This is a genomic window from Streptomyces sp. NPDC107538, from assembly GCF_055657445.1.
This window is the reverse complement of record NZ_JBVKAY010000001.1, coordinates 118,248-132,283: the sequence shown is the minus strand read 5'-3', so window position 1 is coordinate 132,283 and position 14,036 is coordinate 118,248. Positions and strand designations below refer to the sequence as shown.

The window sequence follows — 14,036 nt, the reverse complement described above, 5'->3', positions numbered from 1 at the left end:
TGGGGGGCCCGGTCGGCGGTCTCTCCTGCGCACTGCTTGTCCTTCTCACCGACCGCACCCTTTCTCTCCTGCGCGTTGCGAGCACAGTGTGATGGATAGTGCAGATCAGGAGCGTGAGACAGGCCCTGTCACACCCCCGCACGGTTCCACGATTCCCCGCCGCGTCATTCGGCGGGCCTCCGGGACAGACGTACTTCCTCCATGTCGAGGCGCCGCTGCACCTGGCGCAGCACCGTGTCGTCGATCTCGTGCTCGTCCCGCAGCCGCAGTACGGTGGCACGTTTGCGGGCGAGCAGCTCCAGACGAAGTGCGGTGTAGTGCCGGTCATGGCGCAGCACGTCCGCGTCGTCGATCTCGCCGCCCCTTGCCCGCAGGACCAGCAGATGGCTCTCGTACTCCTCGCGCATGCGTTCGGCTACAGCGGGAGCGGCGCCGAGTGCCTCCGCGACCTGCGGCAGCGCCTTGAGTGCCTCCTCGGTGGCGGTGGTCTCCGCCAGCGACAGTTCCTCCGCCACCGAGGTGTCCTGCGGCAGGCGAGCCCAGCGGACCACCGCCGGCAACAGCAGGCCCTGCACGACCAGCGTGGTGACGATGACGCCCGAGGTGACGAAGACGATGGTGTCGCGGTCGGGGAACGGCGCGCCGGAGTCCAGCGTGGTCGGCACGGACAGCGCGACGGCCAGGGACACGGCGCCGCGGAAGCCTGACAAGGCACTCACCACCCGGGCCCGGTGGCCCATCCGGCGCAGTCGCTGCTGTGGACGGCGGTCCAGCAGACGGATCGCGTAGACCGCGGTGAACAGAAAGGCGAAGCGTGCCGCCACGACGACCGCTGAGACCGCACCGACCGCGATCAGTGCATGCGTGAGGTCGGCTCCGTCCAGATTGCGCACTGCGGCCTGTGCCTCCAGCCCGACCAGGACGAACAACGCACCGTTCAGCACGAAGGTGGAGAGTCCCCAGAACTCCTCGCCCTGGCGCCGGGTTGCCGCCCCCACCAACCGGGGGGACGCCTGGCTCATGATCAGCCCGGCCACCACGACGGCGAGTACTCCCGAGGCATGGATCACTTCGGCCAGGAGGAAAGCCGCGAACGGGGTGAGCACGGCGGCCACGTTCCCCAGCAACGGCTCGTCGAAGAGGCGGCGCACCCGGATGCTGAGCCAGGCGACGAGCCCGCCTGCCGCGGCGCCGCCCGCGTAGGACACGAGGAACAGCCACGTGACATGCGGGACCGTCAGGTGCTCACCGCCGACCGTGATGCCGACGGCGAGACCGTAGACGACCAGCGCGGTGCCGTCGTTGATCAGGCTCTCGGCGCGCAGGAGTGTGACGTTGCGCCGGGGCAGGGCCTTGGCCAGGACGCCGACGGCGGTGGCGTCGGTCGGCGCTACCGCCGCACCCAGCACCCAGGCCGGGCCCCAGCCCAGCCCCAGTTCGTGGGCCACGACGGCGACGCAACCGGCGGTGGCGATCACCAGAACGGTGCCCGTCAGGAGGATGCCACGCAGGTCGCGGCGGATCTGACGCAGCGACGTGGTGATGCTCTCCCAGTACAGCAGCGCCGGCAGGAACAGCAGCAGCACGGCCTCGGGCGGAAGTTGCACCTCGCGCAGGGCGGGGACGAAGCCGAGCAGCGCGCCGATGACGAGCAGCAGCACGGGTGGTGCGACGCGCAGGCGGTGTCCCATGCCCTCTCCGAGCAGGATGGCAAGCCCCAGGAGGACGATCAGTTCGAGGCCGAGCACGGTGTTTCTCCCCGTCGGTTTCAGGCGTGTTCGGGCGTGGTCAAAAATCCAAGGTCCTCGGCATAGTGACGGAAGCAGTGTCGACCGGTGTGCATCGACCACAGCGTCGCCGCTAGTACGGCAGGATCCTTGCGATGGTGTCCCGGGATGATCGCACCGGGGATGACGAGCTGGCCGACGTGGATTCCCTCACGGGCGAGGGTGTCGTGCAGGAGACGACCGTAGGCACTTTGCGCCGCGAAGGCAATGGATGTGCCCGCGCGTTCGGGGTGTGGGACGAGCGCGGTGCCGCCGTTGACGAACAGGATCGTGCCGCGGCCGAGGGCCCGCATGGTGGGCAGCACCTGCTGTACGGCGGCGACCGGGCCGTAGAGCGAGAACTCCACGGGCCCGGTCAGGTCCGCAGCGGTGGTGTCCAGGACGTGCCGCATGAAGTCGCCGCGGGGGACGGGGCTGTACTGAAGGATCTCGATCGGGCCGAGTGTGGCGTGTGCCGCGTCCAGCGCGGCCTGGAGCGACTTGGTGTCGTGCACGTCGGCGGCGAAGCCTCGCGCCGTGATGCCCTCGGCGCCCATGGCGTCAGCGAGGGAGTCGAGCCGGTCCTGGTGGCGAGCGATGAGGGCGACTTCGTGGCCCATGTGTCCGAAGCGTTGTGCGACGGCGGCTCCGAGGCCGGGACCGGCTCCGATGATGGCGATAGTGGTCATGACACGTCCATGTCCGGAAGAACTGCGGGTTGGGGACCAAGCGGTGGCGCGCTTCGTGGGCGAGGCCCGGCTGCCTTGCCGGTCAGGGCTGTTGATGACGACAGGGCCCCGTACAGGGGAGTTACGGGGGAGGCCCCTGTACGGGGTGCTTTCTGGGTGCCGACCGTGGATCAGGCCAGCGTCGTGGTGTCGATGACGAAGCGGTAGCGGACGTCGGAGGCGAGGACGCGGTCGTACGCCTCGTTGATCTGCTCGGCAGGTATGACCTCGACCTCGGCGCCGATGCCGTGCGTGCCTGCGAAGTCGAGCATCTCCTGTGTCTCGGGTAGACCTCCGATGAGGGAGCCGGCGAACGTGCGGCCCTTCATCAGCAGGGAGAAGACGTTGACCGACAGCGGCTCGGCCGGTGCGCCCACGTTGACCAGGGTGCCGTCCACCGCGAGCAGACCAAGGTAGGCGTCCAGGTCGAGTTTCGCGCTCACGGTGTTGATGATGAGGTCGAACATGCCGGCGAGCTTCTCGAACGTCTGGGGGTCGCTGGTGGCGTGATAGTGGTCGGCTCCGAGCTTGTGGCCGTCGTCCTGCTTGCGGAGCGACTGCGACAGCACCGTGACCTCGGCGCCGAGAGCATGGGCGAACTTCACGGCCACATGGCCGAGTCCGCCGAAGCCGATGACGGCGACCTTCGTCCCGGGACCGGCGCCGAAGCGCTTGAGCGGGGAGTAGGTGGTAATGCCCGCGCACAGCAGCGGTGCCGCGTTCGCCAGGTCGACGGAGTCGGGCAGTTTGAGGACGAAGTCCTCGTCGACCGTCATGCGGGTGGAGTAGCCGCCCTGGGTGACCTGGCCGTACTTGTCGGTGTCGCCGAAGGTCAGGGTGCCTCCGCCCTGGGCGCAGTACTGCTCGCGGCCGGCCTTGCAGTAGGCGCACTTGCGGCAGGAGTCGACCAGGCAGCCGACGCCGACACGGTCACCGACGGCGAACTTCGTGACCTCGGAGCCGACCTGGGCGACCACACCGGTGATTTCATGGCCGGGCACCACCGGGTAGGTCTGTCCGCCCCAGTCGTCGCGGGCGTGGTGGATGTCGGAGTGGCAGATGCCGCAGTACTTGATGTCGATGAGGACGTCACGCGGTCCGGCCTCGCGCCGCTCGATGGTCGTGGGGGTGAGCGGTTCGGCCGCGGAGGTCGCGACGTACGCGTTTGCGGTGAGCACGCGGTTCTCCTGTGGGGGTTGGGGGTGCTGCGGGGTACCGGCCGCCGAATCCGTGCGGCCGGTGGTTCAGCGGGGCACGAGCTGCATGGTCGTGGCACTCGCCGTGCCACTGGTGATGCGCTGGATGATGTGGGCCGCGTAGTGGCCGTACTTGCGGCGGTAGGCGGCGTCGGCCGCGTCGTTGATCTCCTCGTCCGCGTCGACGAAGGAGACGTCCTTGCTGACGCCTCCGGCTTTGATACGGCCTTCCTGACGGGCGCGCGTGCCGCGGTACCAGTCGGAGCGGGGGCCGTTGACGGAGCGGACGTAGACGTCGTCGCCGACGCGGACTACCCAGATGGTGCGCCAGCTGCTCTGGGCGCCGTTGGGGCGCAGCGAAGCGTAGCTCCTCGGCGTGGCCGATGGCGTCGAGTTCGTCGTCCGTCCAGTTCGCGGCGGTGGTCATCGAGAGCGCTCCTTGCGTCGTCGGAGGGGTGGTTACCGCTGCCGGGCGGGCCTGAGCAGCACGCTGGCCGCCGTCGTGAGCAGGACCAGGGCCGCGGCGATCAGGAGGCTGGTGCGCAGGCCGTGGAAGAAGGTCGCGTGCTGGGCCACCAGCGCGCCGAAGACGGCGACGGCCAGGGCTCCTCCGAGCTGGCGCGAGGCGTTCAGGACACCGCTGGCGGTGCCCGCGCGTTCGGCGGGGACACGGTCCAGCAGCACGGACGTCACCGCGGGAACGGCCAGCGAGCCGCCAGTACCGACCGGCACCATCAGCAGCACCACCAGCCAGGTGGGCGCCGAGGCGTTCGGCAGGCACAGCAGTAGGAGTCCGACGGCCATGACGAGCTGCCCGGTGACAACAGGCATGCGGGGGCCGAACTTCGCGGCACACCAAGCGGCCGTGGGGCTGACAAAGGCGCTCAGCAGGGTCATCGGCACGAAGGCGAGCCCGGTCATCAGCGGTGACAGGCCGTGCTCCTGCTGGAGGTACAGGCTCAGCAGGAAGATCATGCCGTAGAAGCCGACGTTGAGGGCGAAGCCGACCGATGCCGAGATCGCCACGGTCCGCTCGCGCAGCAGGGGCAGTGGCACCATCGGATTGCGTCCACGGGCCTGCGCGACGAGGAAGACCACGGCCGCGACCACGGCGAGCCCGAGGGCGTTCAGCACCCGTGGCGCGGCGAGGCCGGCTGCACCGGTCTCGATCGCAGCGAAGGTCAGGGCGCCCATGGCCACCACCGCGGCGATCTGTCCCGTCCAGTCGAAAGGGGCGTCCGCGCGTCGGGGCGAGTGGCAGGTGCGGGACAGCAGGAACAGCGCCGCCAGACCGACCGGCAGGTTCACGAAGAAGATCATCCGCCAGCTGACGGCACTGAGCAGACCGCCGAGGACCGGGCCAGCTGCCCCGCCCGCAGTGCCGCCCATGGCCCAGAACGAGATCGCCCGGGCACGCTGGGCGGAGTCGGGGTATGCCTCGCGGAGCAGCGCCAGCGAGGCGGGCACGATCACGGCGGCGCCCGCGCCCTGGGCCAGCCGCGCGCCGACGAGCACAGCCAGGTTCGGGGCGAAACCGCAGAGTGCCGAGGCGACGGTGAACAGGGCGAGGCCACCGCCGAACGCCTCGCGCGCGCCCATCCGGTCGGCGATCGCCCCGGCGGACAGGAGCAGTGCGGCGAACATGAGGGTGTAGCCGTCGACGACCCACTGAAGACCGGTGATGCCCGCGTCGAAGCTCCCGCCGATCTCGGGCAGCGCGACGTTGACGATCAAGGCGTCGAGGGTCATCACGAAGAAGCCGAGGAGCGCGGCCGCCAGCGCCCAGCGAGCGCTGGCGCCGCCTGGGTGGCTCCCCGCGACGCCGGTCGATGACCGGGTGGGGGCGGCGGGACCGGACAAGATCGTCTCCTCTGGGAGTGTGGCGGCGTCCGACTTTCCCGGACGGCATCCAGCCTGCTCGCGACAGGCGCCGGGCGGCAGGCCGTGCTGTGCCGGGGAGCGGTGTTCCAGGGTGCGACAGGGCCCCCCTCGTGGCTGTCACCCTGGTCACAGGGCTGCAAAACTCGATCTCATGGCACGTGAGCAGCGCAACGGCAACACTGGTGGCAGCGAGCTGGGCAACTTCCTGAAGGCCCGCCGTGCCCGAGTCACCCCCGCTGACGTGGGCCTTCCCGAAGGCGCGGGCCTACGCCGCACTCCGGGTCTGCGCCGAGAGGAACTGGCCACCCTGGCCGGTGTCAGCATCGACTACTACACACGGCTAGAGCGCGGCCGTGAGACCAACCCCAGCACGTCCGTCGTCGACGCTCTCAGCTCTGCGCTGCTGCTGGACGAACCCGAGATCCGGTATCTGCGCGAACTCGCCGCGTGCGCGGCGCGTGGTGGAACGACGCGGCTGACGCCCCATGAGACCGACCCCTCCGTCGAACCGGGTCTGCATCTGCTGCTGGAGGCCATGCGCCCGTATCCGGCACACATCGTCAACCGGACCATGGACCTGGTCGCGACCAACCCCGGCGGACTGCGCCTGCTGGCAGGTCTGGAGGACTGGCCGGAAGGACAGCGCAACATCGTGCGCTACGTCTTCCTTCACCCCACCGCGCGCGAGCTCTTCGAGGATTGGGAGAACCAGATCCGCGGTTGTGTCGCCCGTTTGCGCACCCTGGCCGGCGTCGAGCCGGACGCTCCCGATCTCACCGGCCTGGTCGACGAACTCCTTACGAAGAGCCCGGACTTCGCCCGCTTGTGGGAGCTTTACGACGTCAGGGGCCACAGTCATGGCCTCAAGACGTTCCACCACCCTGACGCCGGAACGTTCACCCTCGGCTATCACTCGCTTCAGCCGGAGGGGACCTTCGGGCAACGCATCGTCGCGTATCACGCCGCTCCGGGAACGCCGGGCTACGACGTGATGGTCCGGCTCGACCGGGAGCCGGTGCGGGCCGAGTCGACGTCGAGGGAAGCCCAGCCCGGCTGAACCCGCAGGGGGCCGTGCCATGCGGCACGGCCCCCTGACCTGTCTGCCTCGCCTCGGGCCTACGGCTTGACGAGAACCTTCAGCGCCTCGCGGTCGGCCATGGCCCGGTAGCCGTCGGGCACCTCGTCCAGACCGACGGTGCGGTCGAAGACACGACCTGGTTCGATCCGGCCCTCCAGGACGTCCGGCATCAGCTCCTCGATATAGGCGCGTGCCGGGGCGACACCACCGGTCAGGGTGATGTTGTTCATGAACTCCGGGAATCCCAGGGGCACATCGGTGTACTGGGGGGCACCCACCCGGCTCACCGTACCGCCGGGTCGGACGGCGCCCAGCGACATCTCCAGGGCGGGCAGGGTGCCCACGCACTCCAGCACGGTGTGCGTGCCGTGACCGCCGGTCAGTTCGCGAACGCGCTCGATGCCTTCTTCGCCGCGTTCGGGGACGACTTCGGTGGCTCCGAAGTCCCGTCCAAGGTCAGTGCGGCCCGTGTGCCGACCCATGAGGATGATCTGTTCGGCGCCGAGCCGCTTGGCGGCGAGGACGGCGGACAGGCCGACGGCGCCGTCACCGACGACCGTGACGGTCGTTCGGGCGTTAACGCCCGCGGTGACGGCGCAGTGGTGCCCGGTGCAGAACACGTCGGACAGGCTGAGCAGGGAGGGAAGCAGGGCGGAGTCCTCGCCGACCGGCAGCTTGACGAGCGTTCCGTCCGCCTGCGGCACCCGCACGGCCTCTCCCTGACCACCGTCGTTGCCGTCTGCGGCCCACAGCCCGCCATGCAGGCAGGAGGTCTGCAAGCCCTCGCGGCAGAACTCGCAGGTGTTGTCCGACCAGACGAAGGGTGCGACGACGAGATCGCCGCGTCGCAGCGTGGACACCTCGGAGCCGGTCTCCTCGACGATGCCGAGGAACTCGTGGCCCATGCGCGCGCCGTCTTCCGAGGCGGGCATGGAGCCGTACGGCCACAGGTCACTGCCGCAGATACAGGCGCGCAGCACACGCAGGATCGCGTCGGTGGGCTGCTGGATCTTCGGGTCGGGCACGGTCTCGACGCGGACATCGCCGGCGCCGTACATCAGTGTTGCTCGCATGGTCCTGTTCCCAGTTCGTTTGTCGTCGAATTGGTTGTCAGCGGGTGCGGCTGCGCGGCGCGTCGTACTCCGCGTCGTCGACCTTCTCCAGCCAGGAGGTCTCCGGGCCGCCGCCCGGGCCGGTGCCCTCCCACAGGGCCAGGTGGGTCATGAAGTGGTCGCGGGTGGCGCCGTGCCAGTGCTCCTCGCCCGGCGGGGTGTGGATCGTGTCGCCGGGGTGCGCCTCGATGACGGTGCCGTCCCGGGTACCGATCAGCGCGACTCCGGAGAGGATGTGCAGGGTCTGGCCTCTCGCGTGGGAGTGCCAGTCCGTGCGGGCGCAGGGCGAGAAGCGCACCGTGTTGGCGCGCATCCGGGACGGTTCCTCGCCGGCGTAGATGACGTCGAACCAGACGTCGCCGGTGAACCAGTCGTCGGGCGCCTTGGTGGTGGGTGGGTGTTTGAGGATTTCCATAGTTCCTCTCCGGGACGTGGGGGGGGGACCGTCGGCCGGAGTACGGCTCAGCGGGGCGTGTCCGGGTTTTCGACGATCGCCTTGAGCTGGGTGACGGCGCTCATGGCGTTGGGCCATCCCGCGTAGAACGCCAGGTGGGTGATGGCTTCGGCCAGTTCCTCCGTGGTCAGGCCGTTGTCCAGGGCGCGACGCAGGTGCGAGCCGAGCTGCTCGTTGCGGTACAGAGCCACCAATGCGGTGACGGTGACCAGGCTGCGGTCGCGCGGGGAGAGTTCCTCGCGGGCCCACACGTCGCCGAAGAGGACCTCGTCGGTCAGTTCGACGAGCTTCGGAGCGGTGTCACCGATCAACCGTTGCGCGGGGGTCGCGTTCTCGGTCATGAGGAGCTGTTCCGGAGCTTCGAGACGGCATCGAGATCGTCGCGCACGCCCTGCGGTTCCCGCGCCAAGGGCATGTTGGCCTCGTCGCGGGCCGCGTCCAGGGCGCCAGGGGTGTCCTCAGTCAGTGCGGCAAACAGCGGTCCCAGGTCACTGGGGGCAGGGCCCTTTTCCGCAACCAGCTCGAAGGTGCGATGGGTGGCCTCGGGGGCAGTGAGGGCTCGGACCAGCACCTGGGCGATCTGTTCGCGGGCGATGACTCCGTCGGAGGGGCTGCCCGAGCGCCGGGTGTCGCCCTGGAGGAAGACAAGCTGGCGCTCGTCGGGGGCATGCATGTCGAACCAGCCCGGCCGCACGATGGTATAGGGCAGCCCGCTGGCCCGGACCAGGCGTTCGGAGCGGCGCTTCCAGTCGAGCAGGTGGTCGTACGCGCTGCCGCGGGCGGTGACCCCGATGGCGGTCATCAGCGCGATGCGGGGCGTCTGCCCGTTCAGGGCGGACAGGATGTTGCGGACACCGGCGTAGTCGACGCTCTCCGGCGAGGAGTGCGCGCTGCCGTAGGACCCGAGCGTGAGCACGATCGCGTCGACCCCGTCCACGGCCTTGGTCAGGGTGTCGGGCTGTGTGACGTCGCCGACGACGAGCTCCGCGTCCGAGGGGAGCTGCCGTCCGGCCTTGGCCGCGTCGCGTACCAGTGCGCGGGTCGTGTGGCCCTGGGCGAGCGACTCGGCCACGACGAGGCGTCCGATGCTGCCCGTCGCGCCGACCACCAGCACGGTCAGAGGTGTTGTTGCCATGGTTCGTCTCCTACGGGTCCGAGGGACCTGGTGTCCTTCTCCGCGACTTGCGTGGGAAAGGACGTCGTCCAGTGGGTGTGCCGGGCTCTTCGCCGGTCAGGGGATGGTCAGTTCACCGGTGCGCAGGGCCGCGGTCACTCCGCCGTCCATCAGGAGGTCGGCGCCGGTGATGAAGCCGGCCTGCGGGCCGAGGAGGAAGACCGCCGCGTCGGCGACCTCGTCCGACGTACCGAAGCGTCCGGCCGGCGACACCTTCCGCACCTGCTCGAACCACTCACCACGGGGTCCGGACAGCTCGTCCAGGGCGAGCGGCGTGATGATGACGCCGGGACTGACGGCGTTGACGCGGCCACCTCGCTTGCCCCAGGCGACGGCCGACGTCTGCACCCGCAGCGAGTTGGCCCGCTTGGAGAGCGCGTAGGCGTGCACGGTCGTGCCGATCTTCTCCGCCTGAAGGAAGGGCAGCTCCAGCAGTTTCGAGGTCTCGGTGGTGGCGAGGGCGTGCTCGATCTCCGGCGCGTAGGGGCTCTCCCGGTGCCCGGCCATGCTGGCGATCACGATGCCGGCGCCGCCGGGTGCGATGACGCGGGCAAAGGCGTCGAGGACCATCGCGGTGCCCACGAGGTCCACGTGCAGGATCCGGTCGATGCTGGCCTGGGTGGGAGAAACACCGGCGGTGTGCACCACCTGGGTGACCGGCCCCAGGGCGGCCGCGGCGTCGGCCAGGGCTTCGACCGCAGCGTGGTCGGCGACGTCGGTGACGTGGGTCGTCACCTCGTGTCCCTCACCCCGGAGGCGCTCGGCTGCGGCTTCGGCCGCCTTGTCGCTGTAGTCGGCGAGCAGCACGGTGCGGCCGGCACCGACACGCCGGGCGATGGCAAGGCCGATGCTGCCCGAGCCGATGACGACGACTACTTCCTTCGCGTCTGTGCTCATGTTCCGAACCCCTCGTCTCTGTTCTCGCGGGTGCTCTCACGGCGGTCCGGTGCCTGTCGATCTCCGCCCGGGGCGGGTCCTCGCACCCGACCGGTACGGCGGCGAAGGCGACAAGCGCTGTCGGCACGTCTTCGGCACTGCTATCCACCCTGCGGGAGTGACGTACGACATGGCAGGCCGTGTCGTGCCGGGGAGTGACAGGGCCCCCCAGATCCCTCCCGTGCCTCGGCCGGTGTGTCCACACTGGAGGACATGACACGTGAGCACACCTCCAGCGACGGCACCGAGCTGGGGCGCTTTCTGCGCGCCCGCCGCACTCGGCTGACGCCTGCCGAGGCCGGGCTCGCGGCAGGTACCGGGCCGCGCCGCACCCCTGGCCTGCGGCGCGAGGAAATCGCCACCCTCGCCGGCATCAGCGTCGACTACTACGCCCGTCTCGAACGCGGCAAGGAGACCCGCCCGAGCCCCGCCGTCATCGACGCTCTCGCCCGGGCCCTCCGCTTGGACGACGGCGAGCAGGAGCACCTGCGCAGCCTCGCGGCCCTGGCCGCCCGCAGCGTCCCCGAACCCCGGACGTCGCCGTCACGGACGGTCCGAGCGGGCACCAAACTGCTGCTGGAGAGATTGCGCCCCTACCCCGCGTGCGTGCTCAGCCGCACCACCGACGTGCTCGCGTGGAATCCCGGCGGGCTGCGTCTGCTCCCCGAGATGGAGAAGTGGCCGGTCAAGGACCGCAACATCGCCCGCTACGTCTTCCTCCACCCTGCCGCCCGCGAGCTCTTCGACGACTGGGGGTCCCAGGTGCGCGGCAGCGTCGCCCGGCTGCGCGCACTCGCGGGAACAGACCCGGACGCACCGGACCTCACTCAGCTGGTGGGCGAACTCCTCCTCAAGAGCCCGGACTTCGCCCGGCTGTGGGAACGCCACGACATCAGGACACACGCGCACGGTCGCAAGACCCTCCTTCACCCCGAGGTCGGCGACGTCACTCTTGGTTACCAGTCCATGCACCTGGAAGGCACCCCGGGCCACCGTCTGGTCGCCTTCTTCGCCGAACCGGACACGCCCGAGCACGACGCCCTGGTCCTCCTGGACATGCTCGGCTCCCAGCCGTCGCAGGCGCCCGCCGCCCGGCCGAACCGTCCATCGGCCGCAGCCCAGGACGATGCGGCTGCGTAAGCCGACTAGTACTGCAACGGTGCTTGCCGTGACTGCTGGCCAGGTCAGTCGTTGGTGAGGTTATGGGTGGGGACCTTGCTGATGTCAGGTTGTGGGCGAGCGAACTGGACGCTGTGCACGGGCGGTTCGTGCACCGGTTCAGCCGGTCGGAGCCGAGTCAGTCGGCGCTGGCATACATGCGGGGATTGGTTGCGCCGCTGGAGCGGAAGAACGGCTGGACGCTGGCGGAGGAGGCCGGGCACGCGGGCCCCGATCGCATCCACCGGTTGCTGAACCGGATCGAGTGGGACGCCGACGAGGTCCTGGACGACGTGCGCGAGTACGTCGTGGAACATCTCGGAGACCGGGATGCCGTCCTGATCGTCGATGACACCGGCTTCCTCAAGAAGGGCATCCGTTCGGCCGGCGTGCAAAGGCAGTACTCCGGCACCGCGGGCCGCACCGAGAACTGCCAGGTCGGTGTGTTCCTCGCCTACGCCACCGGCCGCGGACGCACGCTGATCGACCGCCGCCTGTATCTGCCCACGTCATGGACGGACGACCGGGAACGGTGCCGACAGGCCGGCATCGACGGCAGCGTCGCCTTCGAGACGAAGGTGGCCATGGCCAAGGCAATGGTCCGCCGGGCGATCGCGGAGAAGATTCCGTTCGGATGGGTGACCGCGGATGCCGCCTACGGCTTCAGCAAGGGCTGGCGCTTCGAGCTGGAGCAGGCGGACGTCTTCCACGTCATGGCCACCACCCGCCACGACACCGTCGTCACCCGCTGGGCCCTCGACCACCCCGTCCATGACCTGTTCCCCGGCCTGGCCCGGCAGAAGTGGAAGCGCCGCTCCTGCGGCCAAGGTGCCCATGGACAGCGGATCTACGACTGGGCCCGCGTCGAGGTCCGCCCTTGGCACCGACCCGACCGCCGGCACTGGGTGATCGCCCGCCGCAGCGTCAGCCGCCCGGAGGAGATCTCCTACTACATCGCCTACTGCCCGGCCGACACCACGCTGGATGAGCTGATCCGCATCGCGGGCAGCCGCTGGGCGGTGGAGGAATGCTTCCAGAGTGCGAAGCAGGAATGCGGCCTGGACGACTACCAGGTCCGCCGCTATCCCGGCTGGCACCGCCACATGACCCTGGCCATGGCCGCCCACGCCTGCCTGACCGTCCTGCGGGCCCGAGAACTCGACGCCGACAAAGCAGAAACGGATCCTCCCAGCTCATCCACCTCAGCCTCGGCGAGATCAGACGCTTGATCACCCGCCTCACCGACCGCCGCCCCACCCCGGTCGACCACATCCTGCACTGGTCGACATGGCGCCGCAGACGGCAACAGCAAGCCCGCACCAGTCACTACAAACGACGCGGACACAGCCCCTGAAAGCTGCCCAGCAATCAGAACAAGCACCGTTGCAGTACTAGGGCGCCTGCCGGCAGAGGGGATCAAGTCGGCACCCCGCGCTATACCCACAGCCCATGACCTCAATAGAGACAAAATGGCACACTATGGACATGGCACGTGAGCGCGACGGCAACAACAGCACGGAGCTGGGAACCTTTCTGCGAGCCCACCGCACGAGAGTGACCCCGCAAGCGGTTGGACTGCCGACCGGACCGGGCGTGCGGCGCACACCCGGCCTGCGCCGCGAGGAACTCGCTACCATCGCCGGCGTCAGCGTGGACTACTACGTGCGGCTTGAGCGCGGCAAGGAGTGCAACCCGAGCCCCTCAGTCGTTGACGCACTCGCCCGAGCCCTGCGCCTTGACCCCGCCGAGCACGAACACATGCGAGTCCTGGTCTCCCACCTCGGTGGCGCGGTCCCACTGACCCCCGATGCGACCCTCAGGGAAACCGTCCGACCCGGCATGGCGCTCCTGCTGGAGAACCTGCGCCCGTACCCCGCATACGTGGTCGGGCGCCTCATGGACATCCTCGCCTGCACCCCCGGAGGCCTGCGGCTGTTCGCCGGAATGGCGGACTGGCCACCGCACCAGCGCAACATCGTGCGCTACGTCTTCCTCCACCCGGAAGCGCCCAAGCTGTTCGACGACTGGGACGACCAGGTCTGTGCCGCCGTCGGCCGCCTGCGCTCCCTGCACAGTCTGGAGCCCGGCGCACCGGGCCTGGCCGAGCTCGTCGACGAACTCCTCGGCAAGAGCCCGGAATTCACGGATCTCTGGAACGGTTACGCCGTCCGCTTGCACACCCACGGCAACAAGACGTTCCACCATCCGGAGGTCGGCGACCTCTCCCCCGGCTACCAGTCGATGCAGATCGAAGGCACGCACAGACAACGCCTCGTGGCCTTCTACGCCGAGCCCGGCACTCCCGACCACTACAAACTGACGCTTCTGGACACAGCGGGAGCCGAGAACCGAGCAGCCCGCTCCCAGCACGACACAAGCTGACCAGGCAGCCCCTGGCTGTCCGTCGCCCCGTCACCAGGTTGAGAGGGAGCACTGTTCCTGGCAGCGACACGGCCCCCCTGGCGTATGGCGCCGCTGATCTTCCGCTGCAAGAATCAAAGCGGCAGCCAGCAGGGAGCGCAGGCGAAACTCAGCCGCTTGCTCAACCGTCGT

General features: G+C 69.4%; 14 protein-coding genes. 4 read left to right on the top strand and 10 right to left on the bottom strand.

What is annotated here, in order from left to right; translation table 11 throughout:
• Window positions 1-164: 164 nt before the first annotated feature.
• From ACZ7MG_RS00550 to ACZ7MG_RS00530, 5 genes are all read right to left on the bottom strand, one after another.
• Complete coding sequence (locus ACZ7MG_RS00550) at window positions 165-1,748, bottom strand: Na+/H+ antiporter (RefSeq protein ID WP_471387339.1); 1,584 nt, start codon at window positions 1,746-1,748, stop codon at window positions 165-167.
• A gap of 20 nt (window positions 1,749-1,768) precedes the next feature.
• Window positions 1,769-2,455, bottom strand: a complete 687-nt coding sequence (locus ACZ7MG_RS00545) for an SDR family NAD(P)-dependent oxidoreductase (RefSeq protein ID WP_471387336.1) — start codon at window positions 2,453-2,455, stop codon at window positions 1,769-1,771.
• A gap of 170 nt (window positions 2,456-2,625) precedes the next feature.
• The gene (locus tag ACZ7MG_RS00540; protein ID WP_471387333.1) at window positions 2,626-3,672 is read right to left on the bottom strand and encodes an NAD(P)-dependent alcohol dehydrogenase; all 1,047 of its coding nucleotides are present in this window, start codon (window positions 3,670-3,672) and stop codon (window positions 2,626-2,628) included.
• Window positions 3,673-3,738: 66 nt separating this feature from the next.
• The gene (locus tag ACZ7MG_RS00535) at window positions 3,739-4,011 is read right to left on the bottom strand and encodes a DUF2255 family protein (RefSeq protein WP_471387407.1); all 273 of its coding nucleotides are present in this window, start codon (window positions 4,009-4,011) and stop codon (window positions 3,739-3,741) included.
• Window positions 4,012-4,149: 138 nt separating this feature from the next.
• Window positions 4,150-5,550, bottom strand: a complete 1,401-nt coding sequence (locus tag ACZ7MG_RS00530; protein WP_471387330.1) for an MFS transporter — start codon at window positions 5,548-5,550, stop codon at window positions 4,150-4,152.
• Window positions 5,551-5,722: 172 nt separating this feature from the next.
• On the opposite strand from ACZ7MG_RS00530, the gene ACZ7MG_RS00525 reads away from it, so the two are divergent.
• On the top strand, window positions 5,723-6,628 hold the full coding sequence (locus ACZ7MG_RS00525) for a helix-turn-helix transcriptional regulator (protein ID WP_471387328.1): 906 nt from the start codon (window positions 5,723-5,725) through the stop codon (window positions 6,626-6,628).
• A gap of 59 nt (window positions 6,629-6,687) precedes the next feature.
• On the opposite strand, the gene ACZ7MG_RS00520 is transcribed toward ACZ7MG_RS00525, so the two are convergent.
• The 5 genes from ACZ7MG_RS00520 to ACZ7MG_RS00500 form a co-directional block, all read right to left on the bottom strand.
• Complete coding sequence (locus tag ACZ7MG_RS00520) at window positions 6,688-7,722, bottom strand: zinc-binding dehydrogenase (protein WP_471387325.1); 1,035 nt, start codon at window positions 7,720-7,722, stop codon at window positions 6,688-6,690.
• A 37-nt stretch (window positions 7,723-7,759) separates the two neighbouring features.
• Window positions 7,760-8,176, bottom strand: a complete 417-nt coding sequence (locus tag ACZ7MG_RS00515; protein WP_471387322.1) for a (R)-mandelonitrile lyase — start codon at window positions 8,174-8,176, stop codon at window positions 7,760-7,762.
• Window positions 8,177-8,223: 47 nt separating this feature from the next.
• On the bottom strand, window positions 8,224-8,556 hold the full coding sequence (locus ACZ7MG_RS00510) for a carboxymuconolactone decarboxylase family protein (protein ID WP_471387320.1): 333 nt from the start codon (window positions 8,554-8,556) through the stop codon (window positions 8,224-8,226).
• The gene (locus tag ACZ7MG_RS00505) at window positions 8,553-9,350 is read right to left on the bottom strand and encodes an SDR family oxidoreductase (protein WP_471387317.1); all 798 of its coding nucleotides are present in this window, start codon (window positions 9,348-9,350) and stop codon (window positions 8,553-8,555) included. Before ACZ7MG_RS00505 ends, ACZ7MG_RS00510 begins: the two co-directional genes overlap by 4 nt.
• A 96-nt stretch (window positions 9,351-9,446) precedes the next feature.
• Window positions 9,447-10,286: an SDR family oxidoreductase gene (locus ACZ7MG_RS00500; protein WP_471387314.1), complete on the bottom strand. Its 840-nt coding sequence runs from the start codon at window positions 10,284-10,286 to the stop codon at window positions 9,447-9,449.
• A gap of 252 nt (window positions 10,287-10,538) precedes the next feature.
• Between ACZ7MG_RS00500 and ACZ7MG_RS00495 the strand changes: the two genes are divergently transcribed.
• From ACZ7MG_RS00495 to ACZ7MG_RS00485, 3 genes are all read left to right on the top strand, one after another.
• Entirely contained in the window at window positions 10,539-11,465 is a 927-nt protein-coding gene (locus ACZ7MG_RS00495) for a helix-turn-helix transcriptional regulator (protein ID WP_471387312.1), read from the top strand.
• A gap of 62 nt (window positions 11,466-11,527) precedes the next feature.
• On the top strand, window positions 11,528-12,712 hold the full coding sequence (locus ACZ7MG_RS00490; RefSeq protein ID WP_471387309.1) for an IS701 family transposase: 1,185 nt from the start codon (window positions 11,528-11,530) through the stop codon (window positions 12,710-12,712).
• A gap of 256 nt (window positions 12,713-12,968) precedes the next feature.
• Complete coding sequence (locus tag ACZ7MG_RS00485; RefSeq protein WP_471387306.1) at window positions 12,969-13,865, top strand: helix-turn-helix transcriptional regulator; 897 nt, start codon at window positions 12,969-12,971, stop codon at window positions 13,863-13,865.
• The last annotated feature ends 171 nt before the right edge of the window (window positions 13,866-14,036 follow it).